The 17772-nt window shown below is 41.5% G+C and carries 21 protein-coding genes and 1 rRNA gene; 18 read left to right on the top strand and 4 right to left on the bottom strand.

What is annotated here, in order from left to right; all coding sequences use genetic code 11:
* From F9817_RS22420 to rplI, 7 genes are all read left to right on the top strand, one after another.
* A partial coding sequence (locus F9817_RS22420) for an EF-Tu C-terminal domain-related protein (protein WP_486679367.1) occupies nucleotides 1-132 on the top strand: 132 nt, incomplete at its 5' end.
* Nucleotides 133-330: 198 nt separating this feature from the next.
* Nucleotides 331-519: a (2Fe-2S)-binding protein gene (locus F9817_RS22415; RefSeq protein WP_161158433.1), complete on the top strand. Its 189-nt coding sequence runs from the start codon at nucleotides 331-333 to the stop codon at nucleotides 517-519.
* Between the two features lie 75 nt (nucleotides 520-594).
* A complete protein-coding gene (bfr, locus tag F9817_RS22410) occupies nucleotides 595-1074 on the top strand; it encodes a bacterioferritin (RefSeq protein WP_161158432.1) in 480 nt (159 codons plus the stop codon).
* A gap of 286 nt (nucleotides 1075-1360) precedes the next feature.
* Complete coding sequence (gene rpsF / locus F9817_RS22405; protein ID WP_161158431.1) at nucleotides 1361-1729, top strand: 30S ribosomal protein S6; 369 nt, start codon at nucleotides 1361-1363, stop codon at nucleotides 1727-1729.
* Between the two features lie 9 nt (nucleotides 1730-1738).
* A complete protein-coding gene (gene priB, locus F9817_RS22400; protein WP_161158430.1) occupies nucleotides 1739-2041 on the top strand; it encodes a primosomal replication protein N in 303 nt (100 codons plus the stop codon).
* 15 nt (nucleotides 2042-2056) lie between these two features.
* Nucleotides 2057-2284, top strand: coding sequence for a 30S ribosomal protein S18 (gene rpsR / locus F9817_RS22395; protein WP_000090472.1), 228 nt, complete (start codon nucleotides 2057-2059; stop codon nucleotides 2282-2284).
* Nucleotides 2285-2317: 33 nt separating this feature from the next.
* Nucleotides 2318-2767 carry a 50S ribosomal protein L9 gene (rplI, locus tag F9817_RS22390; RefSeq protein WP_161158429.1) on the top strand — a complete coding sequence of 150 codons (450 nt, stop codon included), beginning with the start codon at nucleotides 2318-2320 and terminating at the stop codon, nucleotides 2765-2767.
* Nucleotides 2768-2858: 91 nt separating this feature from the next.
* Here rplI and F9817_RS22385 read toward each other — a convergent pair whose 3' ends face one another.
* Nucleotides 2859-3644 carry a DUF481 domain-containing protein gene (locus F9817_RS22385; protein ID WP_161158428.1) on the bottom strand — a complete coding sequence of 262 codons (786 nt, stop codon included), beginning with the start codon at nucleotides 3642-3644 and terminating at the stop codon, nucleotides 2859-2861.
* 172 nt (nucleotides 3645-3816) lie between these two features.
* Between F9817_RS22385 and F9817_RS22380 the strand changes: the two genes are divergently transcribed.
* Nucleotides 3817-5226: a replicative DNA helicase gene (locus F9817_RS22380; RefSeq protein WP_161158427.1), complete on the top strand. Its 1410-nt coding sequence runs from the start codon at nucleotides 3817-3819 to the stop codon at nucleotides 5224-5226.
* On the top strand, nucleotides 5198-6313 hold the full coding sequence (gene alr, locus F9817_RS22375) for an alanine racemase (RefSeq protein ID WP_161158426.1): 1116 nt from the start codon (nucleotides 5198-5200) through the stop codon (nucleotides 6311-6313). The genes F9817_RS22380 and alr overlap by 29 nt, the downstream gene beginning before the upstream one ends.
* A gap of 30 nt (nucleotides 6314-6343) precedes the next feature.
* On the opposite strand, the gene F9817_RS22370 is transcribed toward alr, so the two are convergent.
* Nucleotides 6344-6763, bottom strand: a complete 420-nt coding sequence (locus F9817_RS22370; protein WP_161158425.1) for a secondary thiamine-phosphate synthase enzyme YjbQ — start codon at nucleotides 6761-6763, stop codon at nucleotides 6344-6346.
* Nucleotides 6764-7064: 301 nt separating this feature from the next.
* Here F9817_RS22370 and pgi point away from each other — a divergent pair, with 301 nt between their 5' ends.
* Nucleotides 7065-8717, top strand: coding sequence for a glucose-6-phosphate isomerase (gene pgi / locus F9817_RS22365; RefSeq protein ID WP_161158424.1), 1653 nt, complete (start codon nucleotides 7065-7067; stop codon nucleotides 8715-8717).
* A gap of 78 nt (nucleotides 8718-8795) precedes the next feature.
* Here the strand turns inward: pgi and F9817_RS22360 are convergent, their stop codons facing one another.
* Nucleotides 8796-9257 (bottom strand): chemotaxis protein CheX, encoded by a 462-nt coding sequence (locus F9817_RS22360; protein WP_161158423.1) that lies wholly within the window; start codon nucleotides 9255-9257, stop codon nucleotides 8796-8798.
* A 25-nt stretch (nucleotides 9258-9282) separates the two neighbouring features.
* Nucleotides 9283-9732, bottom strand: coding sequence for a zinc uptake transcriptional repressor Zur (zur, locus tag F9817_RS22355; RefSeq protein WP_161158422.1), 450 nt, complete (start codon nucleotides 9730-9732; stop codon nucleotides 9283-9285).
* A gap of 434 nt (nucleotides 9733-10166) precedes the next feature.
* On the opposite strand from zur, the gene dusA reads away from it, so the two are divergent.
* The 8 genes from dusA to F9817_RS22315 form a co-directional block, all read left to right on the top strand.
* Nucleotides 10167-11141: a tRNA dihydrouridine(20/20a) synthase DusA gene (dusA, locus tag F9817_RS22350; RefSeq protein WP_161158434.1), complete on the top strand. Its 975-nt coding sequence runs from the start codon at nucleotides 10167-10169 to the stop codon at nucleotides 11139-11141.
* A 149-nt stretch (nucleotides 11142-11290) separates the two neighbouring features.
* Complete coding sequence (locus F9817_RS22345) at nucleotides 11291-11494, top strand: envelope stress response protein PspG (protein ID WP_161158421.1); 204 nt, start codon at nucleotides 11291-11293, stop codon at nucleotides 11492-11494.
* A gap of 124 nt (nucleotides 11495-11618) precedes the next feature.
* On the top strand, nucleotides 11619-12290 hold the full coding sequence (locus F9817_RS22340) for a TIGR04219 family outer membrane beta-barrel protein (protein WP_161158420.1): 672 nt from the start codon (nucleotides 11619-11621) through the stop codon (nucleotides 12288-12290).
* Between the two features lie 151 nt (nucleotides 12291-12441).
* A complete protein-coding gene (locus F9817_RS22335; RefSeq protein ID WP_161158419.1) occupies nucleotides 12442-12678 on the top strand; it encodes a hypothetical protein in 237 nt (78 codons plus the stop codon).
* Nucleotides 12679-12767: 89 nt separating this feature from the next.
* Nucleotides 12768-14603 (top strand): assimilatory sulfite reductase (NADPH) flavoprotein subunit, encoded by a 1836-nt coding sequence (locus F9817_RS22330; RefSeq protein WP_161158418.1) that lies wholly within the window; start codon nucleotides 12768-12770, stop codon nucleotides 14601-14603.
* On the top strand, nucleotides 14603-16336 hold the full coding sequence (cysI, locus tag F9817_RS22325) for an assimilatory sulfite reductase (NADPH) hemoprotein subunit (RefSeq protein ID WP_161158417.1): 1734 nt from the start codon (nucleotides 14603-14605) through the stop codon (nucleotides 16334-16336). The genes F9817_RS22330 and cysI overlap by 1 nt, the downstream gene beginning before the upstream one ends.
* Nucleotides 16329-17105, top strand: coding sequence for a phosphoadenylyl-sulfate reductase (locus F9817_RS22320; RefSeq protein WP_161158416.1), 777 nt, complete (start codon nucleotides 16329-16331; stop codon nucleotides 17103-17105). The genes cysI and F9817_RS22320 overlap by 8 nt, the downstream gene beginning before the upstream one ends.
* 587 nt (nucleotides 17106-17692) lie before the next feature.
* Nucleotides 17693-17772, top strand: a 16S ribosomal RNA gene (locus F9817_RS22315); the annotation flags it as partial.

The following is a 17772-nucleotide window of genomic DNA, read 5'->3' as shown; positions in this document are numbered from 1 at the left end:
ATGCCAGGCGACAACGTTAAAATGACTGTAGAACTAATCGCCCCAATCGCGATGGACGAAGGTCTACGTTTCGCGATCCGTGAAGGCGGTCGTACAGTAGGTGCAGGTGTTGTAGCTAAAATTGATGCTTAATTTGCATTAAATTTAGTGCGGACATCGCATTGAAAGAAAAGGGAAGCTTCGGCTTCCCTTTTTGCATGTTAGGAGCACGAAATAAGCTGATGATAATTCTATTTATAACTAAATGTTATTAATTCTTATTTAACTAAAGGTGGTAATAAGAATAGTTATTGTTTATATTGTCTTTAGTTTTATTAAGAAGATGATGTTATGTACGTTTGTTTATGCCATGCCGTATCGGATAAAAAAATCAGACAACTTGCTGTTGATCAGGGAGTGACAGATATTCGGGGAATAAAAAAATGTACTGCGCTTGGAACTCAGTGTGGACGATGTGTTCGCCAAGCAAAGGAGATTTTGGAGCAGGTAAAACCAATAGAACTACAGCAAGCCAGTTGATTATTTTTTGGTCTTTTTTTGACACTCTTGTATTTGGTTAATAAAGTTAATGTGACCAAACAGGAGGGTTTATCTATGAAAGGCGATCCAATCATCATTCAACATCTCAACAAAATCCTTGGCAACGAACTTATTGCCATTAACCAATACTTTCTTCATGCTCGTATGTATAAAGACTGGGGCCTTAAAAACCTAGCCGATAAGGAATATCACGAGTCTATCGATGAGATGAAACATGCGGACCATTTGATCGAGCGAATTCTTTTCCTTGAAGGGTTACCGAACTTACAAGATCTCGGTAAGTTGATGATCGGGGAAGACGTGAAGGAAATGTTAGAGTCTGATTTAAAGCTCGAAATGATCGCAATTCCAGACTTACGTGAAGCGATCGCTTATGCTGAAGATATCCGTGATTATGTCTCACGTGATTTATTTCAAGATATCTTAGAAGATGAAGAAGATCACGTAGACTGGTTAGAAACTCAGTTAGGCTTGATCGATATGACCGGCTTGCCTAATTACGTACAAGCCCAATTTGTGGATGAAGACGATTAGTTAACGCCGTTGTGATTTGCTCGGTTATATTCATTGCCGAGCATTACCATTTTTCTTACTTTTCTACCTCTTATTCCCTCGATTTTTCAATCTGTTATATTTTTCGTTTACAACGAACCTTTTCTTATCAATTTCCTCTTCTCGGTACAGATAATTCGCTTGCTTAGTTTTTGGCGATTCTGTACAATTCGTGCTCCTTTATTCTCGGTCAACTATCATTCGTTCCTTGCTTCCTTTGGATGACCGGGCCAAATTGGGAAGCTGAATAATCCGTAAGGAGCAATAAATGCGTCATTACGAAATCGTATTCATGGTGCACCCAGATCAAAGCGAGCAAGTTGCTGGCATGATCGAGCGTTACACTGGTTCTATCACTGAAGCAGGCGGTACTGTACACCGTCTTGAAGACTGGGGTCGTCGTCAACTGGCTTACCCAATCAACAAGCTTCACAAAGCTCACTACGTTCTAATGAACGTTGAAGCTGACCAAGCTGTGATTGATGAACTAGAAACTGCTTTCCGTTTCAACGATGCAGTTCTACGTAACATGATTATGCGTACTAAACACGCTGTAACTGAACCTTCAATCATGCTTAAAGCTAAAGAAGAGCGTACTAAGCGTGACGAAGCTAAATCAGAAGCGAACGCTGAGTAATTTTTTATAATGACCAATCGAATGGAGCTTAGTGGCACTGTTGCTAAACCTCCGCTTCGAAGCAAAAGCCCTGCGGGCGTTGCTCACTGCCGATTTTGGCTTGAACATCGCTCCACGGTAATTGAAGCTGATTTACCCAGACAAGTGTATTGTCGCATGCCTGTGGTAGTCAGTGGCAAACGGTCAAATGAATTCACTCAAGATTTAGTACAAGGCAGTCACATCAAGGTAAGTGGTTTTGTCGCTTATCAGACCGGCCGAAATGGCGTGGGAAAATTGGTGTTACATGCCGACAACATTACTCAAATTTAGATCAGGAGATAGCCCATGGCTCGTTTCTTCCGTCGTCGTAAATTCTGCCGTTTCACTGCAGAAGGCGTACAAGAGATTGATTACAAAGACGTAGCAACTCTTAAGAACTACATCACTGAAGCTGGTAAAATCGTACCTAGCCGTATTACTGGTACAAGCGCTAAATATCAGCGTCAGCTAGCTCGTGCAATCAAACGTTCACGCTACCTAGCTCTATTGCCATACACTGACAAACATCAGTAATCGGCACCGTTTATTAAGAAAGAGGATTAAGCAATGCAAGTTATTCTACTTGATAAAATCGGTAACCTAGGTGGTCTTGGCGATACAGTTCACGTTAAATCTGGTTACGCTCGTAACTTCCTTATCCCAACAGGTAAGGCAGTAATGGCAACTAAAGCTAACGTTGAAATGTTCGAAACTCGTCGCGCTGAACTAGAAGCTAAAGTTGCTGAAGAACTTCAAGCTGCACAAGCTCGTGCTGACAAAGTTAGCGAATTAGAAGCAGTTGTTATCGCTTCTAAAGCTGGTGACGAAGGTAAACTATTTGGTTCTATCGGTACTCGTGATATCGCTGATGCGATCACTGCAGCGGGTGTTGAAGTAGCTAAGAGCGAAGTTCGTCTACCTGAAGGTGCTCTACGCACAACTGGTGAATTTGAAATCAACGTTCAACTTCACTCTGAAGTATTTGCTACTGTAAAACTTCAAGTTGTTGCTGAGTAATCTCGGTATACCGACTTAGAAAACACCAGCTTTGGCTGGTGTTTTTTTATATCAATAAAAAAGGGAAACAATTGTTTGTTTCCCTTTCTTTTTAAAATGAGACTAAAACACTAACAGTGAAAATACCATCATGCTTCTTTAGTGAACTGTCTGGTACTTTATTGTAATACTGCAAGTTGTGGCTAAGTTTTAGAGCTATATTATCAGTGATGTTGTTTGTTATGCCGACATCGCTGGTGAAGGTTGTGTTAGTTTGACCCGTGACGACAGTAAGATCGGCGTAGACATTGAGGTTTTTAAATATCGCCCATTCGTTACGCAAGTTTGCGCGAATGATGGGTTCTTTAATGGTTTCGTCGAATACAACATCGTTTGAATCGATTTCATCAAGGTTAGGGCGCTGATAGCGATAACCGGGACCTAATTCAAACTCAACAGTGACATCATCAGTATGGGTTAGCTGGAAACCGGGACCTGCTGAAAAAGTATAGTCTTTAAAATAGGCCGTATAGTTTGAGTCTGTACCGCTAAAACTACTGTATAAATAGCTTTTAGGGCCGAGTTTGTAGTCACTTTGTAGTGAATAATTGGATTTGCGTTTGTCCTTATAATACTCTCTGACAAGTTTGTAGACCTTCCACTCACCTGTTGTACGGTGTCGACCTTTGGTATATGTCCCTTGCACTAATGTGTTGAGTGCTTCCGTATTGGTGTTACCCGAGTGTGCCTGATAACCCAGTTCAACTTGGCCTTCCCAAGGTGAGGGGATATCCACATTATCGTTTTGCTGGGAGTCAGTTGTCGAAGTGGTCGTGTCCTCCGCATAGGCAATGCCAGAAAGCAAAAGACTAGCGCTTAGAAGCCAAATTTTGGACACAAAGAACCTCTGATATTAATGTTGAATAGGGTAGATAATAGAGTTTGTGGGTTGTGAAATAGTCAACGCTAGGTTAATTCTGTCCGATTCAACACAAACTTATTATCAGCTAATTACAAATTATCTAATACCGTTATAATGTACGGTCATTAAAGCGTTACAGAGTGAAGTCATGGCTGATCCACGAACTGAAAATCGAAACCGTAAACCCTCTTCTGATGCACAAGTTGATGCTATCAAAGTACCACCTCATTCCATTGAAGCAGAGCAATCTGTTATTGGTGGTCTGCTGCTGGATAATGAACGTTGGGATACCGTATCAGAGCGAGTGGTGACAAAAGACTTTTATAGTCGTCCCCATAGACTCATTTTTGATGCAGTAAAAAGTATTCTTGAAGAAAGTAAACCCCTTGATTTAATTACTCTTTCAGAATTTTTGGAACTGAGAGAACAATTAGAAGATGTGGGTGGTTTTGCTTATCTTGCCGATTTGGCTAAGAACACCCCAAGTGCTGCCAACATTAACGCTTATGCAGAGATTGTCGCTGAACGGGCACTGGTTCGCAACCTAATTGGTGTCGCGAATGAAATTGCTGATGCTGGTTATGACCCTCAAGGTCGTTCATCTGAAGATTTGCTCGATCTTGCCGAGAGTAAAGTGTTCGCAATAGCAGAAGAACGCACCAGTGAAAATGAAGGGCCGCAGAATGTCGACAATATTCTGGAAAAAACCTTAGAGCGTATCGAAATCTTGTATAAAACCCCACAAGATGGTGTAACAGGTGTCGATACTGGTTTTACTGACCTCAATAAAAAAACGGCTGGCCTGCAAGGTTCTGATCTGGTGATTGTCGCGGCTCGTCCGTCGATGGGTAAAACGACTTTTGCGATGAACTTATGTGAAAACGCAGCGATGGAGCAAGAAAAACCTGTTCTTATCTTTTCTCTTGAGATGCCTGCTGAACAGTTAATGATGCGTATGCTAGCTTCGCTATCACGTGTTGACCAAACTAAAATTCGTACTGGTCAGCTCGATGATGAAGATTGGGCGCGTATATCTTCTACCATGGGGATCCTTATGGAGAAGAAAAATATGTTCATTGACGATAGCTCTGGCTTAACCCCAACAGAAGTTCGTTCTCGTGCTAGACGTATTGCTCGTGAGCATGGTGGTTTATCTATGATCATGGTCGACTACCTGCAGTTGATGCGTGTGCCAGCGTTGTCGGATAACCGTACACTAGAGATTGCAGAAATTTCTCGCTCTCTCAAAGCATTAGCAAAAGAGCTTAATGTCCCAGTCGTTGCACTATCCCAGCTTAACCGTTCTTTGGAGCAACGAGCAGACAAGCGCCCTGTTAACTCGGATTTGCGTGAATCTGGCTCTATTGAACAAGATGCCGACTTAATTATGTTTATATACCGTGATGAGGTATATCACCCAGATAGTGCTCTAAAAGGGATTGCTGAAATTATCATTGGTAAACAACGTAATGGTCCGATTGGTTCAGTAAGATTAACCTTCCAAGGGCAATTCTCTCGTTTTGATAATTATGCTGGTCCTGCGTTTGATGATGAATAACAGTCAAGCCTATACACAAGCAGCAACGGCTTATGTTGATTTAGCGGCCTTACAATTTAATTTGGCGAAAGTCAGAGAGCTAGCACCAAGTAGCCAGATAATGGCTGTTGTGAAAGCGAATAGTTATGGACATGGTCTTCATGCAGTATCTAAGGCTGTGTCTGTTGAGGCTGATGCATTTGGTGTGGCTAGAATTGAAGAAGCTTTGCAGTTAAGGGCGAATGGGATAGTTAAACCGATTCTCTTATTAGAAGGCTTTTATTCCGCACAAGATTTACCTGTTATCACAACAAACCGGATACAAACCGTGGTGCATTGTATTGAGCAGCTTGAAGCACTCGAGCAAGTTCAATTAGATGCGCCTATCTCTGTATGGCTTAAAGTCGATACCGGAATGCATCGCTTAGGTATTCGCCCTGAGCAATTTTTAGAATTTGTTACACGTTTAAAACGTTGCCCTAATGTTGCAGATGATCTGCGATTTATTAGTCACTTTGCTTGTGCTGATGAACCCAATAATGATAGCGCGCCACGTCAGCTTGCCCTATTTAAGCAGTTAACTAATCAGGAAATAGGCGAGTGTTCCATTGCCGCGTCCGCAGGACTCCTTGCTTTGCCTGACAGCCATCTAGATTGGGTTCGTCCTGGAATTATTATGTACGGTGTTTCCCCTTTCGCTGACAAAACGGCAGGACAAATGGGGCTTAAACCCGTAATGACTTTAACTTCTCGCTTAATTGCCATTAGAGACGTGAAGCAGGGTGAGCCGATTGGCTATGGTGGCACGTGGGCTAGCCCTTGTGATACCAAGATAGGAATTGTCGCTATTGGTTATGGCGATGGTTATCCACGAACCGCACCAAATGGTACACCGGTACTTGTTAATGGACGTCAGTTACCACTCGTTGGACGTGTCTGTATGGATATGCTCAGTGTCGATCTTGGGCCTGAAGCTAAAGATTGTGTTGGTGATGAAGTGATTTTATGGGGGGCGTCGCTACCTGTTGAAACGGTTGCTCACCATATCGGAACATCTGGATATGAGTTGGTGACTAAGTTAACGTCTAGAATAGCGATGGTGTATTAAGCAGATCTAGCGATCTGCTCTGTTTGAAAATTACTCACCTTGAATGGTGGCAATAATGCGTCGTTCGCCACCATAGTCACGATGTTCTCCAAGATAAATTCCTTGCCACGTTCCTAATGCTAGCTTTCCCTGGCTAATTGGAATACTGATGCTATTACCCAATATGGATGCCTTGATATGAGCTGGCATATCATCATCACCTTCATATGTGTGTTGATAATAGGGGGCTCGCTCTGGAACCATTTTATTAAAATGCTGCTCCATATCTGATCGTACGGTTGGATCTGCATTCTCATTGATGGTGAGGCTTGCAGAGGTATGCTGGATAAAAAGGTGCAGCAATCCGACAGAAATAGTGTCAATTTGTGGAAGCTGTCGTTCTATTTCTCGCGTAATAAGATGAAATCCTCGGCGATAGGCTTTAAGGTGGATGACCTGCTGTTGCCACATAATCCATTGCTCCAAAGGCTATTGTTTGTTCGTCAGTATAGCGTTATGGTTGGCGAGGATCGATGGTAACCGCTCTGAGTGTTCTAAATTGGCAGGAAGTATTTAAGTATAATGATTTTCCTGTGTTACTGACTTATCTCAATGTGGCGTTTGACGAGCTAGGTCATACTCAGTGCCTTAATTCGAATTACAACGTTATGCCCTATGAGGCATAGCGGGCTTTTTATTTTTTAATCGGGGATTCCACAGGCTGACCATCGCCGAATGGAATAAGACCAACTGTTATATCGGGATAGATACTATGCTTAAAAATATCAATCCAACGCAAACTGAGGCTTGGAAAGCGTTGACTGCGCATTTTGAAACTGCGCAAGATTTGGATCTAAAAACATTATTTGCGAACGACAAAGATCGTTTCTCTAAATATTCAGCTCGTTTTGGATCGGATCTATTGGTTGATTACTCAAAAAACCTCATCAACGACGACACCATGAAACACTTATTTGCATTGGCAAATGAGATTGATATCAAAAGTGCTATCCAATCAATGTTCAGCGGTGAAAAAATTAACCGTACTGAAGATCGTGCTGTTCTACATACTGCCTTACGTAACCGTAGTAACACACCTGTATTAGTTGATGGTAAAGATGTAATGCCATCAGTCAATGCAGTCTTGGAACAAATGAAATCATTCTCTGATCGTGTGATTTCTGGTGATTGGAAAGGTTATACCGGCAAAGCTATTACAGATGTAGTGAATATTGGTATCGGTGGTTCAGATCTAGGCCCATACATGGTGACTGAAGCTCTTGTTCCATTCAAAAACCACTTAAATATGCATTTTGTCTCTAACGTTGATGGCACTCATATTGAAGAGACAGTAAAAAATCTTAGCCCAGAAACAACATTGTTCCTGATTGCCTCTAAGACTTTCACTACCCAAGAAACAATGACCAATGCTCATACTGCACGTGATTGGTTCTTAAAAACTGCTGGTGATGAAGCACATGTGGCAAAACACTTTGCTGCACTATCAACTAACGCAAAAGCAGTGGCTGAATTTGGTATCGATACAGATAACATGTTCGAATTCTGGGATTGGGTTGGTGGTCGTTACTCACTTTGGTCTGCGATTGGTCTTTCAATTATTCTATCTATCGGCTTTGACAACTATGTTGAACTATTGACGGGTGCCCATGAAATGGACAAGCACTTTGTTGATACTCCGTTAGAAAATAACATTCCTGTTATCCTAGCCTTGATCGGGATCTGGTATAACAATTTCCATGGTGCTGAAACCGAAGCTATCTTGCCATATGACCAATATATGCACCGTTTTCCTGCTTATTTCCAACAGGGTAATATGGAATCAAACGGTAAATATGTTGACCGTAATGGCAATCCAGTTACTTACCAAACAGGTCCTATTATCTGGGGTGAGCCTGGTACGAATGGTCAACACGCGTTCTACCAGTTGATCCACCAAGGCACTAAGATTGTTCCATGTGATTTTATTGCTCCGGCAAAAACTCACAATCCAACGGGTGATCACCATCAGAAATTGATGTCTAACTTCTTTGCTCAAACTGAAGCATTGGCGTTTGGTAAATCAGCTGAGACTGTACGTGCGGAACTAGAAAAAGCAGGCAAATCAGAAGCTGAAATTGCGGAATTGGTACCATTTAAAGTATTTGAAGGTAACCGTCCAACCAACTCTATTTTGGTGAAGGAAATTACTCCGCGTTCTTTGGGTCATTTGATTGCAATGTACGAACATAAAATCTTTGTACAAGGTGTGATTTGGAACATCTTTACTTTTGACCAATGGGGCGTTGAATTAGGTAAGCAATTAGCTAACCAAATTCTTCCTGAATTAGTGGCAAATGATGAAGTAGATTCACACGATAGCTCAACGAATGGGCTTATCAATGCGTTTAAAGCATTACGTGACTAATCACTAAGAGATTATTTTCTCTCATATAAAAAAGCGGATGACTTAGTCATCCGCTTTTTTAGTTATTTAGTGGTGAGGTTACTCAAAGCAGATTTCTATAAATGCATTACCCCAAGGGGAGGCAAATGGCATTAAAATAATTGAACCTTCACATTTATGGCGAATAGTATGGCCTTTACCTGATACGACAACAGGGGTTGCCATATCGAAATCGAATCCACTTTCAGCCAAAATACGCTTAGCTCCGCCTGTTACCATGTTGGTGATTTCACCAACCATATCTGTGACTTCTTCATTGATGCCATTAGGGCGTTCACCTAACATATTCTGCATAATTTCAAAGGCTAAGGCTTCGTCAAAAGTAATAGACATTGAGCCTCGGGTTTGTGGGCCAACCATACCAATAAGCCCGGAGATATCCCCTCGAGCAATCTCATCTTTCTTCAGACGAGGTTTTTGTGGCTTCAATTCCAAGGAAGCCATGGTCTTTAGCACATTCATTAAAGAAGCTAAAAACGGATTCACAAATTCAGCGCGCATAACCTTCTTCTATTCATTTAATCCATTAGTTAGAGGAGCAAGACTGGCAAACACCATGAGATTCAATGACATGGTTATGAATCTTAAAGCCGTGCTTCTCCGCATTTTCTTCCAGGAGAGTCACTAATTTGTCATTCTGCAATTCAGTTACGTTACCACATTCATCACAGATAAGTAGGTGGGATGAATGTTTATGGGCGTTACATGAGCAGCATGAAATAAAACTGTTGGTTGACTCTACTCTATGGATAAAGCCTTGTTCCAGCAAAAAATCGAGTGCACGGTAAACTGTAGGCGGTTTAGCTTGTGGCTCACTTATTTTGAGCTCTTCAAGCAACTCGTAAGCACTGGATGCTTTTTTACTCGAACAAATCAACTCGAAGACACGCTTACGTTGTGATGTAAGCCTGACCCCTCTTGCTGTACATATTTCTTCAATCTGCTGGATTAGCTTATTGTCCAATATTTTCACCATTGCTGATGGACTTTAATAATCATATACCATTTCGCGATGAATATCGTTTCGCATAAGAGAAATATCTGTGCTTTATTCAATCACTAACATAGATAGTATCGTTGATAAGGTCCAATTATTTGTTTTTACCATCAAACAATATCATTTATCAGGACATTACGACATCTATTAACGTTATAAAGCAGTGTAGTTGTGATAAATAAAGCTTGAATAGAGAAATTGTTAGGGAGTTTTGGGTTATGTGATCCTCATTTAACCTGTATGTTTTAGGTGCTATGTGTATAATCCGCGAATCGTTTGGATGAGTGTTGTGCACCTTCTAGAGGTTTTGGGTTGCTATGATCCAAAAGGTCACAACGCTATTTGTTTCATTTTATAGAGTTACAAGTTGAGGTAGTTCAGTGTCGACACCTGATATTGCAAAAGATGTTGTTATGCAGCGCCTGTCCGTTGCGCCAATGCTCGATTGGACAGATCGCCATTGTCGTTATTTTCATCGCTTACTGACTGCCCAAACCTTACTTTACACAGAGATGGTAACGACTGGCGCCATTATTCACGGTAAAGCCGATTTTCTTGCTTATAATCAAGAGGAGCATCCGGTTGCTTTGCAGTTAGGCGGTTCTAACCCTGTGGATCTTGCCCATTGTGCAAAATTGGCTGAGCAGCGCGGTTATGATGAGGTGAACCTTAATGTTGGGTGCCCTTCAGATCGAGTTCAGAACGGCCGCTTTGGCGCTTGTTTAATGGCCGAAGCTGATTTAGTCGCTGAGTGTATTGCAGCGATGAAGGATGTGGTGGATATCCCTGTTACGGTAAAAACTCGAATTGGTATTGATGATCTCGATTCTTACGAGTTCCTTACTCATTTTATATCGACTGTAGCTGAAAAAGGTGGCTGTGAACAATTCACGATTCATGCTCGTAAAGCATGGCTTAGTGGTTTGAGTCCGAAAGAGAACCGAGAGATTCCACCGTTAGATTACTCACGTGCTTACCAAATCAAACAAGATTTTTCTAATTTGACCATTGCTGTTAACGGTGGTGTCAAAACGCTAGAAGAAGCGCAAGAACATCTACACCATCTTGATGGTGTTATGATTGGGCGAGAAGCATATCAAAATCCTTATATTTTGGCTGAAGTCGATCAAAAAATATTTGGCTTAGATACGCCAGTAAAAAAACGTTCTGATGTGGTGAAAGAAATGTATCCATACATTGAGAATGCTTTATCAAATGGGAGTTACCTAGGCCATATTACTCGTCATATGTTAGGACTATTTCAAAATATGCCGGGCGCTCGTCAATGGCGCCGATATATTAGTGAAAATGCCCATAAAAAAGGGGCGGGAATTGAAGTTCTTGAGCAAGCGCTGGCTAAAGTCCCTTATGAAGAACTTGATGTGTGATCTTTATCCATAAAACTAATTCTACTTATCAGCAACGGCATCAAATCTTGAGCGAGTTTGGTGCTGTGTCGTTTAGAATACCTCCACAATTATTAGATTCGAGAGCAGCATAGAACTGTTCCGTTAACACTTAACGTCAGGAAATTAGTATGTACGCAGTTATTTTTCTTTTCTCATTCTTTGCTGCCTTGTGGGGAATCGGATTAAGTAAGTTCAACGTAGTGATTGCTTTAGCTGTAGCATTAGCAGTCGTATTTTTAATCAGTATGTTAGGTACGGTATTTAAAATTTTACCGGTTCTAGTCGTAGTGTGTGCTGGTGTTTGGTTATACCGCCGCTATGGTCGGGCATAATCCTAAAACTGATACATAAATGGCTAAATAGACCCTAATCAGGGAGTCACAGCAGCATCTTAAAAACTTTCCACTATACTGATACTTAGATAAGTATGCCGTTAGGCGAGTAGTGGAGCTCTCGATGAACAAATTGAGTATTGGGTGCTGTTGTGTATTGATCAGTGCTTTTTCTGAGGCAAGCTTTGGTGCCGACTCTTTTTATAGAGGACAGGTTGGCACGGATATTTGGTTTGGTGCAACCAAAGCATCAGGAGAAAGAGGCCAACCATCAAATGTTCCCTCACTGATCATCTCGTTAGAGCATTCCTTTCCCGTCCTCCCTAATATTTCTTTTCGCTACACGAATCTGGTTGAAGATGATGCTGAATTCGACAAGTTTACCTACACCTTGTACTACCATATCTTCAATCAAGATTTATATACTTTTGATGTTGGAGCCAGTTTTTCCCGTTTTATGAGTGGAAAATACACCGCTAAGGATCAGCAGGAATATTCATTTAACGATGCGACCGTCAATTTGTATACCTATGGCGCGGTAGCTATTCCGTTTAGCCCCATTGATGTCTTCGCCCGTATTGATTTTGGCGATTATGGGAGCAGTGATGTGGGGAACCAAGATTATGCGTTGGGAATTCAATGGAAGGTACCTATTAATATCGGCACCTTGGCTTTGAATTCAGGTTATCGTAACAGTCATATAGATATCGATGAGTTAGATATTCCTGATTCGGTGGATGATCCCAAACATATTCATATTTCAGGATGGTTTGTTGGCGCCATTATCAATTTTTAATGCCTACATTTATTCCTTTCAAATTCTAAGCGTTATTTAACGTTACTTTTGTATTCACATAGTACGCTGTTGCTTATGGTTGTAATAACAGTTGGCACTGTTGCCAATATTGACCATTCTTAATGAAGGTGAACCGTGGAAGTGATGAATTATGACTATTACGGAACTGCAAGACCTTTATAGAAATAATCAGCTAGTCGAAGCCATTATTGAACCTTCAACTCAAGAGGGGGCGTGGATAGTCGAATTTCGTCATCAAAGAGGGGGTTTTGTTTTACTCACTGATGAGATAGGAATAGAACAACACCACGATAATCTTGATTTAGCATCAGAATCGGCAATGGCTGTCGGGTTTTCACAAGTTCGGGTAGAAGCACGAGAGTTCTGATTTTTAGCTGCCTACTTCCAAAAAGTTATAAAACATGCTGATCTATTCTTTCTTGTTATTTAGAGGAGTGGTTAATCTATCGTCACGCAATGAATAAGGAAGTCGTGACAATGTCTTCAGCAAACACCACACCAAAAGAATTAGCTGGTTTAACGAGCCCTCTAAATGATGTGCAACTGAATCAGTTGCAACAGGCCGTTTCTCAACTTTCGCCAACACAATTAGCATGGGCGAGCGGTTACTTTTGGGGGTTGAGTCAGTCGTCAGAGGTGACGGTGGCTCCTAACGCTCAAATTACTGCAGTACCAGCTGGAAAACTCACAATAATTTTTGCTTCTCAGACAGGCAACGCTAAAGGCGTTGCTGAAGCGCTAGAAGCTCAAGCAAGTGCCGCAGGTATCCCAGTATCCCTAGTTGATGCTAGTGATTACAAAGGCAAGGACTTAGCTAAAGAAACGCACGTTATTTTTGTTGCCTCGACCAATGGTGAAGGCGAGCCGCCAGATAACGCATTAACACTACATGAGTTCCTACAATCGAAAAAAGCACCGAAGTTGCCTAATTTACAATATGGTGTGATTGGCTTAGGGGATTCAAGTTACGAATTTTTCTGCCAAACCGGTAAAGACTTTGATGCTTTCCTTGAAAAGCAAGGGGCTTCTCGTTTTATTGATCGTGTTGATTGTGATGTCGATTATGACGAAGCGGCGAAGGTTTGGAATGAACAAGCGGTTGCTAAGGTAAAAGAAGCATTAGCTAGCGCAGCAGCACCCGTAGTGTCTAGCTCTATTGGTCAAGCGGTATCTCATGCTCAGTACACTAAGCTGAATCCATATCAAGCAAGCCTACTGACTAACCAAAAAATTACGGGGCGAGATTCCGGTAAAGATGTCCGTCATATCGAAATTGATTTGGCTGAATCTGGTATTACTTATCAACCTGGTGATGCACTTGGTGTCTGGTATGAAAACTCATCAGAATTAGCTAACGAAATTCTCGGTGCTGTTGGTCTATCAGGTGTTGAGAGTGTTGATGTGGATGGAGAAAGCCTATCTATTCACAGTGCTCTTGTCGCTAAGTATGAAATCACTGCTGCAAACCCTCAGTTTATTAATAAGTTAGCTGAATTTGCCGAGAGCGATGATTTAAACCATTTGATCGTAGATAAAAATGAGCTTCGTGAATATTCTGCGAAAACTCAAATTGTCGATGTTCTTAAACAATACCCAGTTAAATTAACCGCTGAACAGTTGGTGGCATCTCTTCGTCGTTTAACACCTCGTTTATATTCTATCGCTTCTAGTCAAAGTGAAGTAGAAGACGAAGTTCATCTTACTATTGGTGTTGTTGAGTACGATTTTGATGGGCATTTACGTCAAGGTGGTGCTTCTAGTTACTTAACTCGTCGGTTAGAAGAAGGCGACAGCGTTAATGTCTTTATCGAGCACAATAACAACTTTAAATTGCCAGAGGATGATAGTGTGCCGGTGATAATGATTGGCCCTGGTACTGGCATTGCACCATTCCGCAGTTTCATTCAAGAACGTGATAATCGTGATGCCACCGGTAAAAACTGGCTGTTTTTTGGCGATCGTACTTTTACACAAGATTTCTTGTATCAAGTGGAATGGCAGAAATACTTAAAAGATGGTGTCTTAACTCGTTTAGATGTGGCTTTCAGTCGTGATCAAAACGAAAAAGTTTACGTTCAGCAACGTATCTTAGAGCAAGCGGAAGATGTGTGGCAGTGGCTACAAGATGGCGCTTATCTTTATGTTTGCGGAGATGCAAACCGTATGGCTAAAGACGTGAATGATGCGCTGGTTACAGTAGCAAAACAAGCTGGTGGTTTAAGCCCAGAACAAGCAGAAGAATTCATTAATGATCTGCGCAAAGCAAAACGTTATCAAAGGGACGTGTACTAATGAGCATTAATCCAGAAACAAATGTACAAACAGTCTTAGGCGAAGTGCTTGGTCCACTTGCGGATAACGAGCGCTTTAAAGCTGAGAGTAATTTTTTACGTGGGACGATTGCAGAGGATCTGAAAGATCGTATCACAGGTGGTTTTACACCGGATAACTTTCAACTCATCCGCTTCCATGGGATGTATCAGCAGGATGATCGTGATATTCGCGCAGAGCGTACTAAGCAAAAATTAGAACCACTACATAATGTGATGCTTCGTGCTCGTATGCCTGGTGGGATAATCAAGCCTGCTCAGTGGCTAGCGATCGATAAATTTGCGACTGAACATACCATGTACGGCAGTATTCGATTGACTACTCGTCAAACATTTCAGTTTCATGGTGTATTAAAGCCAAATATCAAAATGATGCATCGTATGCTTCATGAAATTGGTATTGATTCCATTGCAACTGCGGGTGATGTCAACCGTAACGTGTTGTGTACTTCAAACCCTATCGAATCTGAGTTACATCAAGAAGCTTATGAATGGGCAACAAAGATCAGTGAGCATTTACTGCCTAAAACACATGCTTATGCAGAGATTTGGTTAGACGGTGAAAAGATCGAAGGTACAGATGAGGAACCTATTTTAGGTAGTACTTATTTACCTCGTAAATTTAAAACCACGGTAGTGATTCCACCACAAAATGATGTGGATATTCACGCGAATGATTTGAACTTTATTGCTATTGCTGAAAATGGCAAATTGGTCGGATTCAATGTATTAGTCGGTGGTGGCTTGGCTATGACGCATGGTGATACCTCTACTTATCCTCGCCGTGCCGATGAGTTTGGTTATATCTCACTAAAAGATACATTGACGATTGCTGAAGCTGTGGTAACAACGCAGCGTGATTGGGGTAACCGCTCAAATCGTAAGAATGCAAAAACGAAATACACGTTAGACCGTGTTGGTATTGATGTATTCAAAGCAGAAGTAGAACGCCGTGCTGGAGTGAAATTTGAAGCTATTCGACCATATGAATTTACTGGTCGTGGTGATCGTATTGGTTGGACAAAAGGCATTGACGGAAAAAACCATTTAGCACTGTTTATCGAAAATGGCCGTTTGCTTGATTATCCAAATCGTCCGCTAAAATCAGGTGTTGCTGAGATTGCCAAAATTCACCAAGGTGATTTCCGTATGACAGCAAACCAAAACCTGATCATTGCTGGTGTACCAGACGATCAAAAGGCAATTATTGATCAAATGGCTCGTAAGCATGGTTTGATTGATGATGGCGTGAGTGAACAACGTAAAAACTCAATGGCGTGTGTTTCGTTTCCTACCTGTCCATTAGCGATGGCAGAAGCAGAACGTTTTCTCCCTGAGTTTGTGACTCAAGTTGAAGAGATTCTGGAAAAACACGGCTTACCAAAAGAAGACAACATCATCTTACGTGTCACAGGCTGTCCAAACGGATGTGGTCGTGCGATGTTGGCCGAAATTGGTTTAGTTGGTAAAGCACCGGGTCGCTATAACCTTCACTTAGGCGGTAACCGCGCGGGTACTCGAGTACCTAAAATGTATAAAGAGAACATTACCGTAGAGCAAATCTTGATAGATATTGATGAGCTGGTGGCTCGCTGGGCGAAAGAACGTCTTGATGGTGAGTGTTTCGGTGATTTTACTATTCGCGCCGGTATTGTTCCTGAAGTCAAAGTATCTAAGAGGGATTTTCATGCCTGATAACAGCTTCTCTGTCCCAGAGTTGTCTGAACTATTGACTTTATCTAAGGCGGAGCAAACGCTCCGCCTTACTGAAATCAATCGATACCTGGAGACATTAAATGCATCCGAACGTGTTGTTTGGGCACTAGATAATTTACCCGGAGCACATGCTCTTACCTCTAGTTTTGGTATTCAAGCTGCTGTGATGCTTCATTTAGTATCTAATGAGAAACAAGATACGCCAGTTATTTTAACGGATACGGGCTATCTCTTCGCTGAAACTTATCGTTTTATTGATGAGTTAACGGAGAAATTAAAACTAAACCTACATATATATAGAGCAGAGCATTCTCCAGCATGGCAGGAAGCTCGTTACGGCAAATTGTGGGAGCAGGGAATTGAAGGAATAGAAAAATATAATCGTATCAATAAAGTTGAACCTATGCATCGAGCATTAGATGAACTTCAAGTTGGTACGTGGTTTTCTGGTCTTCGTCACGAGCAATCGCAGTCACGAGCAACACTTCCCGTACTGGCCATTCAAAATGGTGTGTTTAAATTCTTGCCAATTGTAGATTGGACGAATAAAGATGTTCACTACTATCTAAAGGAACATGGTCTTAGCTATCATCCTCTATGGGATCAAGGATACCTATCTGTTGGTGATACACACACAACGCGTAAATGGGAGCCAGGAATGTCCGAAGAGGAAACTCGCTTCTTTGGTTTGAAACGTGAATGTGGATTACATGAAGATGATGGTGAGCAACATGGTTCGGGGATTTAATGGCTAAGAATTTATTATTCAATAGAAAAGCTGCATGAGTAGGCAGCTTTTTTTATATCTAAACAAAAGCGAAAAGATGCGAGATCTGGATAACTCTGTGGATAAGTTGTTCTTATTCTATGACTAAAGTTGGATAAATAAGCCTTTGGATGAAAGTTCAGCGTTTAACCATTATTTTTGCAACTTTTTGCAAAAAGGGCTTGCAGCTGTGATTAAGATCTCTATAATGCCGCTCCATCGACAGGGCAAGGGCTGACAAGCTCTAGAAGGAAACTTCTCCGGTCGAGAGGCTAGAAAAAAATAATTTAAAAAAGTGTTTGACACTAAGTTTTAAATCGATAGAATAGCCGCCTCTTTCGATGCGAAGTAACTCGCAAAGTTGAAAGAAAGCTCTTTAACAATTTAAACCTATCAATCTGTGTGGGCACTCGTTGATGATAATCAAATGAGAAACTTCGGTTTCCAATTGGTTTCAATGAACTGAGTGACCAATCAAGATGTCTTTTGGAAACATTAGGGGTCTTGGCACAGTCAATTCAACATTACTTAGTAATGTATTCAGTATTCATTGAGCCACAAAAAACTTTTAATTGAAGAGTTTGATCATGGCTCAGATTGAACGCTGGCGGCAGGCCTAACACATGCAAGTCGAGCGGCAGCGACATAA

The sequence above is a fragment of the Vibrio eleionomae genome (assembly GCF_009874545.1).
Classification (GTDB): Bacteria; Pseudomonadota; Gammaproteobacteria; order Enterobacterales; family Vibrionaceae; genus Vibrio; species Vibrio nitrifigilis.
This window is presented reverse-complemented; position numbering and strand designations above follow the sequence as displayed.

Coding starts and splice junctions, on each gene's coding strand:
- F9817_RS22415 (WP_161158433.1), top strand. CDS start 331: ATGTACGTTTGTTTATGCCATGCCGTATCGGATAAAAAAATCAGACAA.
- bfr (WP_161158432.1), top strand. CDS start 595: ATGAAAGGCGATCCAATCATCATTCAACATCTCAACAAAATCCTTGGC.
- rpsF (WP_161158431.1), top strand. CDS start 1,361: ATGCGTCATTACGAAATCGTATTCATGGTGCACCCAGATCAAAGCGAG.
- priB (WP_161158430.1), top strand. CDS start 1,739: ATGACCAATCGAATGGAGCTTAGTGGCACTGTTGCTAAACCTCCGCTT.
- rpsR (WP_000090472.1), top strand. CDS start 2,057: ATGGCTCGTTTCTTCCGTCGTCGTAAATTCTGCCGTTTCACTGCAGAA.
- rplI (WP_161158429.1), top strand. CDS start 2,318: ATGCAAGTTATTCTACTTGATAAAATCGGTAACCTAGGTGGTCTTGGC.
- F9817_RS22380 (WP_161158427.1), top strand. CDS start 3,817: ATGGCTGATCCACGAACTGAAAATCGAAACCGTAAACCCTCTTCTGAT.
- alr (WP_161158426.1), top strand. CDS start 5,198: ATGCTGGTCCTGCGTTTGATGATGAATAACAGTCAAGCCTATACACAA.
- F9817_RS22370 (WP_161158425.1), bottom strand. CDS start 6,763: ATGTGGCAACAGCAGGTCATCCACCTTAAAGCCTATCGCCGAGGATTT.
- pgi (WP_161158424.1), top strand. CDS start 7,065: ATGCTTAAAAATATCAATCCAACGCAAACTGAGGCTTGGAAAGCGTTG.
- F9817_RS22360 (WP_161158423.1), bottom strand. CDS start 9,257: ATGCGCGCTGAATTTGTGAATCCGTTTTTAGCTTCTTTAATGAATGTG.
- zur (WP_161158422.1), bottom strand. CDS start 9,732: ATGGTGAAAATATTGGACAATAAGCTAATCCAGCAGATTGAAGAAATA.
- dusA (WP_161158434.1), top strand. CDS start 10,167: ATGCAGCGCCTGTCCGTTGCGCCAATGCTCGATTGGACAGATCGCCAT.
- F9817_RS22345 (WP_161158421.1), top strand. CDS start 11,291: ATGTACGCAGTTATTTTTCTTTTCTCATTCTTTGCTGCCTTGTGGGGA.
- F9817_RS22340 (WP_161158420.1), top strand. CDS start 11,619: ATGAACAAATTGAGTATTGGGTGCTGTTGTGTATTGATCAGTGCTTTT.
- F9817_RS22335 (WP_161158419.1), top strand. CDS start 12,442: ATGACTATTACGGAACTGCAAGACCTTTATAGAAATAATCAGCTAGTC.
- F9817_RS22330 (WP_161158418.1), top strand. CDS start 12,768: ATGAATAAGGAAGTCGTGACAATGTCTTCAGCAAACACCACACCAAAA.
- cysI (WP_161158417.1), top strand. CDS start 14,603: ATGAGCATTAATCCAGAAACAAATGTACAAACAGTCTTAGGCGAAGTG.
- F9817_RS22320 (WP_161158416.1), top strand. CDS start 16,329: ATGCCTGATAACAGCTTCTCTGTCCCAGAGTTGTCTGAACTATTGACT.